This is a genomic window from Reinekea thalattae, assembly GCF_008041945.1.
In the GTDB taxonomy this organism is placed as follows: Bacteria; Pseudomonadota; Gammaproteobacteria; order Pseudomonadales; family Natronospirillaceae; genus Reinekea; species Reinekea thalattae.
Genome location: NZ_VKAD01000001.1, coordinates 1,454,224 through 1,471,056, shown reverse-complemented (window position 1 = coordinate 1,471,056; position 16,833 = coordinate 1,454,224). Strand labels below are relative to the sequence as shown.

Sequence of the window (16,833 nt, the reverse complement as noted above, 5' to 3'; positions counted from 1 at the left end):
CTGATTACGCCAAGCTGATCTGTTCGATTCGCTGATCATGCAGTTGCTGTCGCCAATGGCTCAGAGAATGTCCCTGTAGTGGAAATTCAGCATTGAGATCGAGTAAGGGTTGTAGCACAAAGGCGCGCTGGTGGGCTCTAGGGTGTGGCAGCGTCAGTAGTGGATCCTGACAGGCGATGTCTTGATACCAAATGATGTCTAAATCGAGCGTGCGAGGACCCCAGTGTTCAAGTCGCAGTCGGCCATGCTGCTGCTCGATCGCTTGAAGTTCTTGAAGCAGTAAGCCAGGGTCAAGCGCGGTGCTTAAACAGCAGGCAGCATTGATGTAATCCGGTTGATTTGCAGGGCCGCCAATGGCTTCGGTTTTATACCAGTTTGAGCAGGCAACTAGGTTGCTTTCAGGCAGTTGAGCGAGATCTTCCAGCGCTTGCTCTATGTGCTTCGCTGGAACATCAAGGTTGCTGCCTAAAGCAATGTAAGCCGTTTTCATGATGCTTGAGATGGCTTACTTGCAGGTGGTCGGCGGCGACGGCGTTTATTGGGCTGGTCGGAGCGGCTATTGGCGGCAATTTTAGCCCGTTGCTCTGGGTGCGCATTTTGATAGTCGGTCCACCATTGACCTAAGCCGTTTAAGGCTTCTCCGGCCTGTTCACGCAATACTAAAAAGTCATAAGCGGCTCTGAAACGAGGGTGACCAAGTAGCTGTTCGGCGCGTTTTGGGCTGCGCTTGGTTAGTCTAAGTTGCAACTCCCAAATCTCTTTCATTGGTAATGAAAAGCGTTTTGGAATGGCAATCACTTTGACTTGTGCGCTCAGTACGCTGCCCATCGCTTTGTGCCAAGCAGGCATTTCTGGCGAGCCCATTTTAATGTTAGTTAAGGCTTGCTCTCGCACTGCAGGCCACAGTAGCGCCGCATACAAGAATGCCGGAGTGACCGGTTTGCCAGCATTAACTCGGGCATCGGTGTTGACCAATGCTTGAGCAATAAAGGCATCGTAATCGAGTGTTTTGCTTTGCTTTATGGCTTGGCAGCTGAGCGGAAATAAGGGTTGATCAAGCTTGTGCTGTTGCATCGCCTGCCAAGTTTTTAAGCCCTGACCATTCATCAGCAGCTTGATGACTTCATCAAACAGCCGCGCCGGCGCAATGTTGGCTAACAGGTTGGCCTGTTTAGCAATCGGCTGGCGAGTTTTCTCTTCAATGCTAAAACCTAATTTAGCCGCAAAGCGAATCGCACGAAGCATACGAACCGGATCTTCGCGATAACGAGTTTCGGCATCGCCAATGATGCGTATTTTACGCTCGGCTAAATCCCGCATACTTTGAGGGTAGGCTTTAATGGAGAAATCTTTGGCGGTGTAGTACATCGCATTAATAGTAAAGTCACGCCGTTGGGCGTCATCTTCTAAGCTGCCGTAGACGTTGTCGCGTACCAACATACCTTCGGAAGTCTGTTTTTGATCAGAGCCGCCTTTGTCTGCCTGACCACGAAAGGTGGTGACTTCGATAACTTCTCGACCAAAGTTAACGTGCACAATACGGAAACGGCGACCGATAATTCGGGAGTTGGTGAAGAGTTTGCGAACATCCTCGGGCGTTGCGTTAGTGGCAACGTCGAAATCTTTTGGTGATAAACCCAGTTGTATGTCTCGCACGCAGCCGCCGACTAAATAGGCTTCGTAGCCTGAGTTTTGTAGGCGATAAAGTACCTTGAGGGCATTGTGGCTGACATTACGGCGCGACACCTTGTGATCATCACGAGAGATGTCTACCAACAACGATTGTTTTTCAGGCTGGTTGATCCAGCGTTTTATCCAGTTAACGACCATGAAATAGTGAGTCTAAAAGGCTTGCTGTAAGAAGTGGCGCAGTTTATAGCACTTATTCGAGCTAGGCTACTATCGACCAAAACAAATACATTTCTATCGACCAAAACCAATATGCCGTTATCGGCCAGAACAGATAGATTCCACGACCGTCAAGGTGAGGGCGTTTTTAGGTTCGCAGTTGTCTATTTGGTCGCAATGGCTTCTAGAATCAGTTGCAATGAAAATGCTAAGAGCGTTTGTTAATGGTTTTGGTCAGGCTGTTTATTGCTGGCTTCTACAATATGTTTGATAGGCAAGAGCTTTTGATTGGTAAGTGTTTTTGATTGGTAAGTGTTTTTGATTGGTAAGTGTTTTTGATTGGTAAGCGTTTGTAATTGATAAGAGCTTTTAATTGTTAAGAGTTTGTAATTGTTAAGAGTAGCCAGCCGGCAGTGTTGCCGGCTGTAATGTTGCTTTCATCGAGATCGTCTGAGCTTATTATTCTTATAGATTATTATTTTTATTTTATGTTGCTCAATGTAAAGAGCCTCTTATTTTTATTTTTAGATGAGGCTTTGTATAGAAGGCATCCTATTTTTGTTTTTATAGTGGATTTGCCTTTGTTACACCTAGGTATATAGCATTTGGTGTGCCATATTTTAAAACCTCTTTAAAATCAATAGCTTATATGTGATAGGTTAAAAATTGAACAGTGGTGTTACCGCTGTTCTGTTACTGCAAAAGCGCCGAGATCACTCGGTGTTTTTTAGCTGTAAGCCTTTAAATTCAAGGGCTGGCAGTTGAACGCTGTTGTTTTATGTGTGCGTAAAAGCAAAAAGTGTTACCGAGTGATTTTTCTGCTCTTTTTGGGGTTATCTGTGCCCGACCTAATAGCCTCAGCTTAATCGCACTTTAATAATAGTGGCGTTAAAGCGTCGTTTATTTACCGGTGCTGCCGTGTAAAGAGTCGCCGTTTTGGCAGTGTGACGAGTGGTTCAATAGCGTGCCGTTTATCTAATCCGCGGCACGCTATGAGAAGGAAGGTTTGACTAAAGGGATTTGGCTTCGGGTTTAGCGAGCAGCTACTTTTTTTGCCCGAGGAATGCCGAGCCGTTGTCGGCGCTCCCATAAGCATTTTCGACTAATGCCTAGTTTTTGCGCCAGCTCGGTTTCGGACATTGATTCTTGGTGTTCAAGCACAAAGTGTTGGAAGTAGCTTTCTAGCGAAAGGTCATCGCTGTCTTGCTCTGTTTGCTCAGTATCGGATGTATCACTAACTGCAGCGATAGGAACCGCCTGTTGGTTGGTGAAGGTTGCTGGAATTTCCCAGTCGTCTTGAGAGATGCCGAGGTCGGCGCTATGCAGCCGGCCGTCATCCGATAAAATAATGGCTCGCTGTATCGCATTCTCTAGTTCCCGAACGTTACCGGGCCAGTCGTATTTGCGCATTAGCTTGCGTGAATTACTGGTCAGACGCAGTATTTTGCTGAGTTTTAAGCGTTTACAGTGTTTATTGACTAAATGTTCGGCAATATCGATAACATCACCCATTCGTTCGCGTAATGGTGGCAGTGCGATTTCGATGACTTGCAGACGGTAATAAAGGTCTTCACGGAACAGGCCTTCTTTTACCAGCTTTTTCAGGTCGCGGTGCGTCGCTGCAATAAGCCGGATGTTGATCTTAGTCGCTTGTACTGAACCGACTCGTCGAATCTCGTTTTCTTGCAAAACACGCAGCAAGCGAGCTTGAGCTTCGATTGGCAATTCGCCAATTTCATCTAAAAATAGTGTGCCACCTTCCGCCGCTTCAATAAGGCCTTGGCGGGCTGCGCTGGCTCCGGTAAAGGCGCCTTTCTCGTGCCCGAATAATTCAGATTCAATCAGGCTTTCAGGGATGGCGGCGCAGTTAACCGAAATCATTGGGTTGTCTTTGCGTTCGCTGTAATCGTGAATGGCTTTGGCGGCCAGCTCTTTACCGGTACCAGACTCGCCTTGAATAAGTACGGTGATGTCCGCAGGTGCGACTTTTAGAATACGTTTGTAAAGCTGCTGCATTGGCTCGCAGCTGCCAACCAGCCCACCGAGTGCGGCGCGTTTGTCGTCCCGTTCAAGAAATACCTCAGGCTCAGCGGTGCTTTCGCCATCGGCTTGGTCTTCTGGTATTGGCGCATTTTGTTTATTACGCGCCTCTTCAATAATTCGTCTTACCGTGCGAATCATATCTTCGTGATCGAACGGCTTGGCAATATAGTCGACGGCCCCCAGTTTCATGGCGTTAACGGCCGATTTCATACTGGCGTAACTGGTCATGATCAAAACTTGGGTTTTTTCGGCTGCAGAGATCAGGTCGGTACCGGGCGCGCCAGGTAGTCGTAGATCAGAAATAATGAGGTCAAAAGTGTTGAGGTCGTTCTGTAAGGCTTCGGCGACCGATTCAGCTTCGGTGACTTGGTATTTGTTGCGTTCCAATAGTCGTTTTAGTGCCGACCGAATAATGCTCTCGTCTTCTACGATGAGAATATTGCCCATACAGACCTCCAAAGCTCTGGCGAACAGTGATGTTATTGTTGTTATATTGCTTTATGTAGCGATTTAATTGTTACCTAGGGTAACAGTATTGCTGTGCAAGGGTAGCCTAATCGTGAATTGAGTTCCAACACCTTCAAGTAAATAAGCCGGAGATTTCACACTAATGTGGCCGTAATGCTCTTCAACAATGGTGTAGGAGAGGAAAAGCCCAAGTCCGGTACCCTTGCCGACCTCTTTGGTGGTGAAGAATGGGTCGAAAATGTGATCGATGACATCTTCGGCGATGCCGGTGCCACGGTCGGTTACGGTAATACTCAAGGTTTCACGTTTTGGCTCAATGCTGGCATCGACAACCACCGCTTCATTAGCAGGGCTCGCGTCGCGCGCATTACCGAGCAGGTTAATAAAGACTTGCGCCAAACGTTGTGGTTCGCAAATCACTTCGTAACTGGGGTCAACTTTATTAACGAAATGAACCTGGTTTTCGTCACGTGATAGCGCCAGTAGATCCATCGCATCCTGCACGATTTGGCGCAAGGAATGCGGATGGTTGCCAGACTTGCCGTTTTCCGAGCCAGAGTGAGAGAAGTTGACCAGTGAGCGTACAATTTTGGTGACGCGCTCGGTTTGCAGCCGTATCTGTTCGCCAATATCAATAATGTCGTCTTGGCTGGTGGCGTACTTTAAATCCTGCGCTAAGCAATCGATCCCAGTGATTGGATTACCAATCTCATGCGCAATGCCTGCGGCCAGCTGACCAATGGAGGCGAGCCGCTCTGAATGCACCAGCTCTGACTCTAAACGCTTGTATTCGGTTTCGTCTTCGAGCAGCAAAATGATGCCTTCGTTGAGGTCGGTGCTGGCTTTACCAAAGCTGGTTTTATGCAGACTAAACCAACGATTATTGCGCGGATCGCTGGGGTTTTCTTGTTCGATGGTGATTTTTTCGTCGTGACCGTTGATAAAGTTATCGAACAATTTATACCAAGGATCGGGTAAGGAGTCCGCCTTTGCGCCGATGGCTTGTTCTTCTTCGATGTTGGTGAGTTTGGTCATCACCTGATTCCACAGCAAGATTTCACCATCAGAGGTCAGTGAGCAGACACCAATCGGCAGCCGGTAGAGTGTTTCTCGGTGATGTCGGCGCAGCCGATCGAGTTCGGCGGCCATGCCACTGAGTTGAAAGTGGTAGTTGTCTAAATTCTGTTCTAAAAAGTGAATGTCTTCACTGCGTACCGCTTCGACCTGTTCGTAAGGCAAATAGTGCGAAACAGTGGCTTGAGCTACAGAAGGCCCCATCAAGCCAGATAAGTTGGCTTCAATGGTGTCGCGTAATCGACGCAGGGCATAAGGCCGATATTCACTTAAGTCGAGTCGCAGCTTGGTGAGCGCTCGTTGCACTTCACGTTCAGCCATGACTTGGCCAAGTGGGCGCGCTAATGCTTCGATAAATTCACGGGCATTTTTAGCTTTCAGCGGCAAGCGCTGGCGTCGGTCGACTCGGCTGATAACGCAGATTTCAGCAGCAGCCTGTTCTGCTTCGGTAGGTTTAGTGATCAGCGCAGTGATGATAAAGGCGACTGTATTGAGGCTTAATGAATAGAACACCACCTCAGTCCAGTTATCACGATCAATAGCAAACTGTAATGGTAAGCGGCTGACTAACGATAAACTGTCGCTCAACACTGGCGCCAGCTGCCAGATAACCCAGAAAAATAAACCAAGGGTGACGCCGACAATAAAGGCTTTATGGTTAGCTCGACTCCAAAAAAGCAGCCCGACCAAACCCGGGGCCATCTGTACGAGGCCGGAATAGGAGGTAATCAGTAGCGTCGACTGATTATGTACCTGATTCAAAAAGACATAAAAGCCAAAAATCGAGGCAAACACAAAGGTGATGAGAATGCGTCTGGACCAGATCAGCCATTGATAGACATCACTGTCGTTTTTAGGCTTGTTAAATGGCAGTACTAGATGGTTAAGCAGCATGCTGGAAATAGACAGCGCCGCAATTACAGTAACACCAGAAGCCGCAGAGAGACCGCCAATAAAGGTCAGCCAAATGAGGCCAGGGCTTTCTAGGGCAAGGCCAACGCTGAGAGTGAAATACTCAGGGCTGAGGCTGGAGCCGGTTTTAACGCCAGCCCACATAATTGGCAAAATAGGTAACGCCATCAAAAAGACGTACAGCGGCGCAGCCCAAGTAATAAATTGCATTCGCCCAGGTTTGGCGCTTTCACGGAACAAAATTTGAAACAGGTGAGGCAGCACCAACGGTGCAATAACAAACAGCAGTAATAGCGAAAACCACTGCATTGGGTTCATAAAGGCTCTAGGCAATAGTTCTGCGTCGACCGAGTTGGCCCAGGTTTGCATAGAGCCAAGGCCACCGCCTATTTCACTGCTGGCAACCACGCCGATAATTAACAGCACCACCAGTTTAAAGGCCGATTCGATCGCCAGTGCAAAAATAAGCCCTGGGTGACGTTCACTGGGTTTAATGCTGCGCGTACCAAATAGCATGGTGACGTAGAGCAAAATGACACTGACGGTTGCAGCAATGGAGCGAGTGTGGGCGTTTGGGTCGAGCGTTACAATAACATCGGTAATCGCTTGAATTTGCAGGGCTAATAACGGCATCACCGCTAAAAACACCCCCAGAGCGGTGAGTAAACCAACCCAGCGTGAGCGATAACGAAAAGCGAATAAATCCGCCAGAGAGGAAAGCTGATAGTTTTTTGCCAGCGTAAAGAGCGGCCGAATAATAATGGCCGAGAATAACAATAGGATGGAGACGCCTAAGTAAAAGGCGAGATAACCGTGTTGGATTTCGTAGGCCATGCCAACCGAACCGTAAAAGGTCCAGGAGCTACAGCAGACACCGAAGGCCAGAATAAAGACCAGCGGGTGTTTTAAAATTTTATCAGGAATTTTGCCCTGCTCGGCGAGGTAGGCAATATAAAACAACACCGCAATGTAGATGATGGTGGCTAATACCAGTTGGCCCCAATCAAAAACCATCAGTATTCGCCTCGCGAACGCTCAACTAAGGCGTTAACAATAATGCCGCCAAGCCAAAGAATAAAAGGCAGGTACCAGAATGCTTGAGAATCAAACCAGCTGAATGAAAATGGCAATATGATGTAAATCGGTAAAATAACCAGCTTAATAAACATAGGTATCAGTATTGTTATTAGTGTGAATGGATGTTGGCTTTCGCTGCTTCTAAGCCTGTTGCTGTTTGTTTTATTAGATTGAGCATCAGTTTACCTTGACGGCTTTGAAATTAGAAAGCAGTTTGTGTGCTTTTTGCAGTCATCATGGATGGCCGTTTTATGCTGCTAGTTATGGCAACAGAGCCTCAGGCGCCAGTGTAATGATCTGTCGGTTGGCAAGTGACGCCCGCTGCCATTGTGTGATCGCCTGTTGCAGCATGCGTTCAGGGGTGTCGAGATCAACATCGATGGCGAGCAGCCTTAACGCTTGCTGTAAATTAACACTGGCCTGTTGTACATCGACAGCTGGAGCCAGATTTTGCTTACTCAGCTTTTGTTCGCTATTGGCGTTGTGAATGACTGCAAAGTGACCGTAGTGCGGCAGCCCTTTACCAAAGGCTCGGTACAGCGCGCGTTGCCAATAAACCGAATCTAGCAGATCGATACCGCGAATGACGTGGCTAATCTTGCTGGCAATATCATCGCAAACAACCGCTAACTGATAGGCAAATAAGCCGTCGCGGCGACGCAATATGACGTCGCCAAACTGCTGTTGAATGTTAGCCTGCTGCGCACCTTGAAAAATATCAACAAAACAATCGACACCTTCTTGTGCTAAAAACCGGATGGCGCTATTGGGCCGAGAGTTTTGGTGCTGCCGGCAGGTGCCCGGATAAGGATGAACACCCGCTAAATCTTTACGGCTGCATTGGCACCAAAATAGTAGTTTTTGTTGTTCGAGTTCGTCTAAGTGAGCTAAATAGCGTTCACTGTTATCGGACTGGTAGGTTTCTTGTTCATCCCAATAAAGTCCGTGCGCTTCGAGTGTTGCAAGGATGGCATCGGCCGCACCGGGCTGTTCTCTAGGCGGGTCGATATCTTCTATGCGCAGTAACCATTGCCCCTGTTGAGATTTTGCATCCAAGTAACTGACTAAAGCACCAAACAAAGAGCCAAAGTGCAGCGGGCCGCTAGGCGTCGGTGCAAAGCGGCCACGATAGCCAGAACGGCTTTGCACGGCGGCGGTTGACGAAGGGTGTACAATACTCATGGTCGTGTTTTCGTGCCTAATCTTAGATAGAATGCGCGTCTTTGTATTACAGGCTTAGCCAGTATTGGATATGTTCCGTATTGGATTGCTCTGTACAGGAAAGCTTCGTATTAGAAAATTCAGTATTAGAAAGCTCCGTATGAGTGAATCAGTATACGGCTTTGTTGTTTATTTTACCGCATTAAGGAAACCCGATGACACTCGCAACACGTACCCAGCTCATTTCCCCTTTTTATGTCGTCGAAATCCTAGGCCAAGTTGAAAAACTAGAACAGCAGGGTGTTGATGTTATTCGCCTGTTTGTTGGCGAACCGGACTTTGCAACGCCGCCAGCCATCATAGAGGCGGCAAAAGAGGCACTCACTCATCAATCGCAAGGCTATGTTAACAGCACCGGTATTTTAGAATTAAAACAAGCGATCGCCGAGCGTTATCAGCGTTGGCATGGTGTGAGCCTAGATCCAAACCGAGTAATCATAACGCCGGGCGGCTCAATGGCGTTGCAGTTAGCATTTTTGGCGACGCTAAACCCGGGCGATGAGGTGTTATTGCCGGAGCCCGGTTACCCTTGCAATAAAAACCTACTGCATACGGTCAATGCGGTTGGTGTGCCAGTCTATTTAGAAGCCGATCAAGGTATGCAATTAACATTAGACGCCCTTGAAAAAGCGCTGACGGATAAAACCAAAGCAGTGCTCATAGCCTCGCCTTCTAATCCTTTGGGTTCGGTGATGAGTAAAGAACAATGGCAGCAGGTTATGCAGTTTTGTCAGCAGCATTCGTTGCAACTCATTGCCGATGAAATTTATCACGGCATCAGCTTTGATGGCCTAGCGCCGAGCTTATTGGAAGTCACTCAGGATGGCTGGGTGTTGCAATCTTTTTCTAAATTTTATGGCATGACTGGCTGGCGTTTGGGTTGGTTGGTTGCACCAGAAAATGCCGTTGAAGCCTGCGAGCGCATTGCGCAAAATTTATTTTTATCGTCGCCAGTATTAGCACAGCAAGCTGCGCTCGTTGGCTTTCAGCCAGAAGTAGAACAGCTTTGTTTTGATCGGGTTGCCGAAATAAAACGCCGCCGTGATTTTTTAATGCAAACACTACCTGCTTTAGGATTAAATATTTTAGCCAACCCTGATGGCGCGTTTTATTTGTACATTGATATTTCTGCCTATTCAAAAGATGCCAAAGCCTTTTGTGCTGACTTGTTAGAAAAAGCTGGCGTAGCTGTAACTCCGGGGCTCGATTTTGGCGGGCCTAATCCTGATAGCTGTATTCGTTTGGCTTACACCGTGGGTATTGATCGCTTGCAGCAAGCGGTTGATCGCATCGAGCATTATTTAAAAACACTGACAGCCTAACGAAACTATTGCTCGATTATATTGGCGATGAAAGTGATGTTTTTTAAACCGTTTTGTATAAGAATTTATAGATAAGAAGGTATAACAATGTTTAAAGAGTGGGAAAAGCTCAGTCAGGGTTCGGCCATTGCACTGGACGAATATTTATCTGTTTTAAAATATAACGAACAGGGCCTGATTCCTGCCATTGCTCAGCAGCATGATACAGGTGAAGTGTTGATGATGGCGTGGATGAACGAGCAGTCGATTCGTGAAACGCTAAAAGAAGGTCAGGTTTGTTACTGGTCTCGTTCGCGCCAAACCTATTGGCGTAAAGGTGAAAGTTCGGGTCATCGGCAACGATTGGTTTCAATGCGTGCCGATTGCGATGGCGATACGCTGCTTTTGTTGGTAGATCAACAGGGTGCTGCCTGCCATACCAACCGCCGCGATTGTTTTTATTTTGAAGTTCAGCAAGAACAGGTTGTTGTGTTGAACGACGTTGATTCTGGCCTTGCTTAAAAAGCGATAAAAAGATGGCAAGAATAAAGCATGGCTTAGCGAGTTACTTAAGCCATGCTTTTTAAAAATGTTTTTTTAATCGAGCCCTTTTATTCAGCTTAGGCTATTAAACATTGGCGGCTGCAATCTTAACGGCCCATTCTTTTGGCCCGGTTTGATGCACCGATTCACCGTTGCTATCGACTGCGACAGTCACCGGCATTTCGTCCAGTTCAAATTCATAAATGGCTTCCATGCCGAGATCAGCAAAGGCGACAACCTTGGATGAGCGAATCGCTTTTGAAACCAAATAGGCCGCTCCGCCAACAGCCATCAAATAAGTGGATTGATGCTTTTTAATCGCCTCAATACCGGCAGGTCCACGCTCTGCTTTACCAACCATGGCATACAGCCCAGTGTGCTCAAGTACCTTGTCGGTAAACTTATCCATGCGTGTCGCCGTTGTTGGACCAGCAGGGCCAACCACTTCTTCGCGCACCGGGTCGACTGGGCCGACGTAATAGATCACCTTGCCTTTTAAGTCGACCGGCAGTGGCTCACCAGCATCGATCATATCGACCATGCGTTTATGGGCGGCATCGCGGCCCGTGTACATTTTACCGGAAAGCAAAAGTGTATCGCCCGGCTTCCAGCTTAGGGTCTCTTCTTTGGTCAGCGTATCAAGGTTTACTTTTTTGGTGTTGGCGCCAGCTTCCCAAGTGATTTCTGGCCAGTCTGATAGTTTCGGCGTTGGTAGTTCTGCAATGCCGCTGCCATCGAGTTCAAAGTGTACATGACGCGTTGCGGCACAGTTCGGAATGATAGCAACTGGCTTATTGGCTGCATGCGTTGGCGCGTCCATGACTTTGATGTCCAAAACGGTGGTTAAACCGCCGAGGCCTTGCGCACCAATGCCTAATTGATTGACCTTGTCGTACAACTCCAAACGTAATTCTTCTGAGCGGGTTTGTGCGCCGCGAGCTTGTAGTTCCTGAATGTTGATCGGCTCCATCAGGCTTTCTTTGGCCATCAGCATGGCTTTTTCGGCAGTACCGCCAATGCCGATGCCGAGCATGCCCGGCGGGCACCAGCCAGCGCCCATTTGTGGAACCATTTTTAGTACCCAATCGACCACGGAATCGGAAGGGTTGAGCATGGCAAATTTAGATTTTGCTTCACTGCCGCCGCCTTTTGCTGCGACTTGCACATGAACCTTGTTACCGGGTACCAGTTTGGTGTGCACGACCGCTGGAGTGTTGTCTTTGGTATTGGCACGCGCGCCGTCAGGGTCGGCCAGTACCGATGCACGCAATACATTGTCTGGGTGCAAATAGGCGCGTCGTACGCCCGCATTGACCATATCTTCTAGGCTGGTTGAGGTATCTTCGAATCTCACATCCATACCGACTTCAACAATGGCGGTGACAATGCCGGTGTCTTGGCAAATAGGTCGATGGCCTTCGGCACACATGCGGCTGTTAATCAGAATTTGCGCCATGGCGTCTTTTGCCGCCGGAGATTGTTCTCTCTGGTACGCCTCATGGACTGCGTCGATAAAGTCCTTAGGGTGATAGTAGGAGATGTACTGCAGTGCATCGGCAACACTCTGAACAAAGTCTTCAGTTTTTATAAGGGTCATTCGTCTCTTCCTTCCGCCCAATCTAGGTATGTTGGTGCTTATTTGTGTTGTTTTATTCGCGACAGCGACGGTTATCGCTGTTGTATTTTAATTCTATAGACCTGTTACAAGCTGTTTCGGTTCGATCAATTTACGCCGCAGCCATTTTAAAACCTTAGCCGAAAATTTGTACATCTGTCCTTTAGTGCTAAGCAGGCAGTGCTTTGCTGCCAAAGGCGCTGAGATGATCGGTCATTGATCGCTTGAGCGTTAAAACAGATCCAGCTGACCTTGCTCGTCACTTTCGGGTTTTGTCTCAGTGTCTGTTTTCGTTTTAATCTCTGTCTCTGTCTCTGTCTCTGTCTCTGTCTCTGTCTCTGTCTCTGTCTCTGTCTCTGTCTCTGTTGTTTGTTGATTGGGCGTTGTATTTTCAGCACCCTCTATTTCGTCTATTTCGTCGACGAGCGGCTCGGCAGTAGGTTTAGTATCAAACCAGCGTTGCTCGAATGCTTCTAAATATTGCAAGGTATCGGCTATGGCTTGGTTGTTAGGGTCGGCTTCGTTTATCAGGCGAGCTTTCGCTAGCAGCTGTTCTAACCGAGTTTCGGTTTGGCCTGCGTCGAGTTCTTCTAAGTAGCTGATACGCTGCTCGCGCCAAGCCTCGGTTTGCTGAGGGCTAAGTGCTTCAGGGAAGTGCCGCGCTAAAACATTGGTGACCAATTCGGGCAGTCGTTTATCGTGCAGCGCATCGGCTTCACTAAGCCAGCGTTCTTCGGGTTCTTTAGCTTCGGTGAAACGATTCAAAATAGCGCGGTCGTGATCGTCGATAAAACCACTGTACAGGGCATATTCTGGGTTACTTGCTTGTTCGCGCTCATGTTTATCGGTAAACACATCGAGTGCCAGCTTTAATACATCAGGGTGTTGTGCCACCCAAGCTCGGTGCTGGTCTATTTTGGCAAGGTTAATTCCCAGTCGGTTTGCCGTTTCCGCGTCGAGCAGAGATATCGGCGCGACCATCGGGCTGCGATTAATATGAATGGTTTTAAACGGCGGCCGCTGTATTCCTTCTGGCAACTCGCTTGTCGCCGTGTACAACCACTGTTGTAATTGCTCGGCGTTGTAATCCAGCACCCAGCTAGGGTCTTCGCGAATATCGATGACGATGACTTCGTTGCTGCGATCAGGGTGAATCATCAGCGGTATTTCTATGCCTAAACAGTGCTCTTGCGCAGGGATCTTGCCGCTAAAGTGCAGGTGAGGCGTGTGATACATAACATCAAGATGCTTTAGTACTTCACGCTTGTAACGCAGGGAAAACGCATAGTTGTAAAGCTTAGGTTGTCGCTCTTTAATCAGTTTGGCCATGGCGATTGTGGCTTTAACATCGCTGACCGCATCGTGTGCGTTTTCGTGGCTAATGCCGTTAGCTTGGGTGAGGTGTTCTAGCTTGAATGAAGCAAAGCCATCTTCGCGAACTGGCCATTCGATGCCTTCAGGGCGTAACGCCTTAGTCATTCGTACCATATCCATAATGTCCCATCGGCTGTTACCGTTCTTCCATTCGCGAGCGTACGGGTCTAATAGGTTACGATAAAAAAGATAACGCGTGCATTCATCGTCAAAGCGAATACTGTTATAGCCGACGGTGCAGGTTCCTGCTTGGATCATCTGTTGGTGTATTTGCTGAGCGAACTGCCATTCACTCATGCCTTGCTGTTGCAATTGGATGGGAGAAAGGCCAGTGACGTTGACGGCATCAGGTTCGATTAGGGTGTCGATATTTGGGCGGCAAAAAATATCAATCGGCTCATCGATAATCTCTAAGTCGAGGTTGGTACGCACGGCTGCAAACTGGGCAATGCTGTCCTTCATTGGGCTTGCGCCCCATGTTTCATAGTCGTACCAAAGTAGCGTAGTGTTAGCCGCCATAGAAAACCTCGTTCAGTTGAGTTGCCGATTGTTCAATCCGAGTGCCGAGCAGACCGAGTCAGTGGGCGGTCGCTATTTCGGACAGATCTGGATCCAGTTATGCTAACGTGTTGTTAGGCATTGTAGATAGACCTGTGAGTAAAATTCCGTTCATTTGCTGACTCCCAGCGATTGGGCGTGGCTAATCAAGGAGCTAATCATGTTTTTTAAGCGATTTTCAAATAAAAAGGCGCAACAGCCAAATAACAAAGAAAAAATCTCTGCACAAAAACACACGGCGTTGTTGAAAAATCCAGAGTCTCAACATTCAAAGCATCAATATCCAAAGTTTCAAAACCCTGAACAGGCGGCGCAACAATTCGATCAGCTGGATAGCGCAGCGCAGGCAAAGTTATTAAAAACTGTGCTGGAATATATCGATCAGGGCGACTGGCAAGCCGCTGATGTTTGCACGGCGTTTTCTGGTCAAGCAAAAAATTCCGTGGCCATAGAATTTGATTTAGCGGTTGATGATGACAGCGAAGAAAGCTGGCAGCAGCTAGTGCTGTTTGGCATTACTTCTAAGATAAAAAAATACGCCGCGCAACAAATACAGAGCTTAGCAGTATTAACCGAATTGATGCAGCAAACCAAAGGCAAAGATAAAGCAGTTTATCGCATATTGCAGGCAACGTTGTCGCAACAAAAGGAGCAGCAGCAAGCTGAGCAAACGCATCAGCAACAAAAGCAGCAGTTGTTAACACGTTTGCAAAAACTGTTGAGCGCGCCTTATGAACCAATGAGCCGAGCAAAATTAACGCTGCTAAGCGAGCAGTGGCAAACTCAGGCTGATATTAGCGATACCGAACAGCAGTCGTTTGATGCCTTAGTCGCGCAACTGGTGGATAAGTTTGACCAGTATGACGAGCAGCACAACGAGACAACAGATCAATCAGCCATTGTTGAGCTTGCGGATGTAGAGCAAGTACACACGCAGGCAGAAGCTCAAGCTAAAAACCAAAACCAAACAGAGCCGTTAGAGTCTGAATCTTCAGTTGAGTCGGCTGAGTTTTCAAGCGCCAACAGCTCACAAAATGAAGCCAAAAGCCACTCAACTAACGCTATGCCAGCGGATGTCGCAGAGGCAGTGAAGGCATTGCGTGGACAACTAAGACGCTGTACTGCCGCCATTCGAGATGGCCATTTACGTCGCGCCTCAGGTTTGTTTCAAGGGGCCGAAGAGCAGCGACAGGCTTTGGCTTCGCAGTGGCAACCTGTTGTGCAAAAACAATATGACGAAACGTTCGATGAGTTAGAAAAACTGCGAGATTGGCAAGCCTTTGCTGTGTTACCGAAAAAGCAGGTGTTGATTGAGCGTATGCAGCAGCTGGTGAACCAACATCTGGATCCTGAAGATCGTGCGAAAACAATCAAAGATATGCAGGACGAATGGAAGCTTCTTAGTCGCGGTTTAAAAGACCGACAGAAGGAGTTGTGGCAGCAGTTTCACGATTTATCTAATCAAGCTTTTGAGCCGTGCCGCGAATACTTTGCCGAGCAGCGAAAATTACGCCAGGTAAATTTAGCCAAGCGACAAGAGGTTGTGGCACAACTGAATCTTTACGCTGAACGTATCGATTTGGATCGAGTCGACGCCAAAGAGCTAGATCAAGTATTGCAGGTTGCCAGAAACGACTGGCGTAAGTATGCGCCGGTGGATCGCAATGATAATAAAAAAGTTCAGGCTGAATTTGACGCCATCCATAAAAAATTATTCGCGCTGATGAGCGCGCAACAAGTACAGCATCTGGCGGCGAAAGAAGACATTATCGAACGCAGTAAAGCGTTACTCGAAATAGAAGACGCGCACCAAGCGACAGAAGCAGCGAAAGCCTTACAGCAAGAATGGAAGCAGGCCGGCATGGTTGCACGCAAAGATGAGCAGCGTCTGTGGCAAGCCTTTAGGCAGGTGTGTGATCAATTATTTGAGCGACGCGACGCACAAATGCAGCAGTCGAAAGCGCAACAGCAAGCCAGCATTGAGCAGGCCGAAGTCATCGTCACTCAGCTAGAAAGTTTTCTCAATGCAGAGCTTGAATCCTGTCGCGATAAAAAAGCTGAGTTCGAGGCGTTACACACTGAGTTCAAAGCGCTGTCCGATATTCCCAGTGCCGCCTATAAAAAATTGGCTGAACGTGTGCGTGCCGCAGCGGCTCAATTTTCCCAGCGTTGCGATGCCGAGCAGCGAGCAGAATTGGATGTGCAATGGGTCTCAACAATCGATTGGGTAAAGCAGGCGCGTTTTGGTCAGCACTCACAAACCGAACTGGTAGAACAGTGGCAAGCAGAAAAACGACCAGCGCAAAGCAAAGGCTTGATTAATTTGTTATCGCATTGGGCCGAGCCTGCGCAAGCAGAATATTTGCAATCCTTGCATGAAAAAACAGTCGAGCTTGAAGTATTGGCTGGTTTAAACAGCCCGCCAGAAGATGCCGCATTGCGAATGAGTACTCAGGTGAAATTATTATCTAACGGCGTTGGATCAGGCGTTGATGAGCTGGCTGACTTTCATCAGCGGGTCGCTCAATGGCTGGCTGTCGGGCCGGTTGAGCCTCTCGATTACGAGCCGTTGGAAGCCAGAATGAAACAAGCAAGAACTGTTCGCTTATCGTAAAAATCTAACTAAATCAGAAAGTTAGTTGACAAAAACGGCTCAATCATTAATATACCGCTCCGTTGACAGGCATTGAGCACCAAGCCAAAGCCAGTCTAAACGAGTTGATGCGGGGTGGAGCAGCCTGGTAGCTCGTCGGGCTCATAACCCGAAGGTCGTCGGTTCAAATCCGGCCCCCGCTACCA

General features: G+C 48.0%; 11 protein-coding genes and 1 tRNA gene. 4 read left to right on the top strand and 8 right to left on the bottom strand.

What is annotated here, in order from left to right:
- Nucleotides 1-4: 4 nt before the first annotated feature.
- The 6 genes from folK to gluQRS all read right to left on the bottom strand — a co-directional run bounded on the left by folK (nucleotide 5) and on the right by gluQRS (nucleotide 8,604).
- A complete protein-coding gene (gene folK, locus FME95_RS06700; protein ID WP_147713617.1) occupies nucleotides 5-490 on the bottom strand; it encodes a 2-amino-4-hydroxy-6-hydroxymethyldihydropteridine diphosphokinase in 486 nt (161 codons plus the stop codon).
- Nucleotides 487-1,830, bottom strand: coding sequence for a polynucleotide adenylyltransferase PcnB (pcnB, locus tag FME95_RS06695; protein ID WP_147713616.1), 1,344 nt, complete (start codon nucleotides 1,828-1,830; stop codon nucleotides 487-489). Before pcnB ends, folK begins: the two co-directional genes overlap by 4 nt.
- 1,050 nt (nucleotides 1,831-2,880) lie before the next feature.
- On the bottom strand, nucleotides 2,881-4,338 hold the full coding sequence (locus FME95_RS06690) for a sigma-54-dependent transcriptional regulator (protein ID WP_147713615.1): 1,458 nt from the start codon (nucleotides 4,336-4,338) through the stop codon (nucleotides 2,881-2,883).
- A 63-nt stretch (nucleotides 4,339-4,401) separates the two neighbouring features.
- Nucleotides 4,402-7,359, bottom strand: a complete 2,958-nt coding sequence (locus tag FME95_RS06685; protein WP_147713614.1) for a sensor histidine kinase — start codon at nucleotides 7,357-7,359, stop codon at nucleotides 4,402-4,404.
- Nucleotides 7,359-7,514 carry a hypothetical protein gene (locus FME95_RS13625; RefSeq protein WP_187265461.1) on the bottom strand — a complete coding sequence of 52 codons (156 nt, stop codon included), beginning with the start codon at nucleotides 7,512-7,514 and terminating at the stop codon, nucleotides 7,359-7,361. The genes FME95_RS06685 and FME95_RS13625 overlap by 1 nt, the downstream gene beginning before the upstream one ends.
- A gap of 169 nt (nucleotides 7,515-7,683) precedes the next feature.
- Nucleotides 7,684-8,604: a tRNA glutamyl-Q(34) synthetase GluQRS gene (gene gluQRS / locus FME95_RS06680; protein ID WP_147713613.1), complete on the bottom strand. Its 921-nt coding sequence runs from the start codon at nucleotides 8,602-8,604 to the stop codon at nucleotides 7,684-7,686.
- 194 nt (nucleotides 8,605-8,798) lie between these two features.
- Between gluQRS and FME95_RS06675 the strand changes: the two genes are divergently transcribed.
- The gene (locus FME95_RS06675) at nucleotides 8,799-9,965 is read left to right on the top strand and encodes a pyridoxal phosphate-dependent aminotransferase (RefSeq protein WP_147713612.1); all 1,167 of its coding nucleotides are present in this window, start codon (nucleotides 8,799-8,801) and stop codon (nucleotides 9,963-9,965) included.
- Between the two features lie 87 nt (nucleotides 9,966-10,052).
- Nucleotides 10,053-10,466: a phosphoribosyl-AMP cyclohydrolase gene (gene hisI, locus FME95_RS06670; protein ID WP_147713611.1), complete on the top strand. Its 414-nt coding sequence runs from the start codon at nucleotides 10,053-10,055 to the stop codon at nucleotides 10,464-10,466.
- A gap of 106 nt (nucleotides 10,467-10,572) precedes the next feature.
- Here the strand turns inward: hisI and FME95_RS06665 are convergent, their stop codons facing one another.
- Both FME95_RS06665 and sbcB read right to left on the bottom strand, forming a co-directional pair.
- Nucleotides 10,573-12,084 carry a fumarate hydratase gene (locus FME95_RS06665; protein WP_147713610.1) on the bottom strand — a complete coding sequence of 504 codons (1,512 nt, stop codon included), beginning with the start codon at nucleotides 12,082-12,084 and terminating at the stop codon, nucleotides 10,573-10,575.
- A 249-nt stretch (nucleotides 12,085-12,333) separates the two neighbouring features.
- Nucleotides 12,334-13,995, bottom strand: coding sequence for an exodeoxyribonuclease I (gene sbcB / locus FME95_RS06660; protein WP_147713609.1), 1,662 nt, complete (start codon nucleotides 13,993-13,995; stop codon nucleotides 12,334-12,336).
- Between the two features lie 199 nt (nucleotides 13,996-14,194).
- Between sbcB and FME95_RS06655 the strand changes: the two genes are divergently transcribed.
- Complete coding sequence (locus tag FME95_RS06655; RefSeq protein WP_147713608.1) at nucleotides 14,195-16,648, top strand: DUF349 domain-containing protein; 2,454 nt, start codon at nucleotides 14,195-14,197, stop codon at nucleotides 16,646-16,648.
- 108 nt (nucleotides 16,649-16,756) lie between these two features.
- Nucleotides 16,757-16,833, top strand: a tRNA-Met gene (locus tag FME95_RS06650).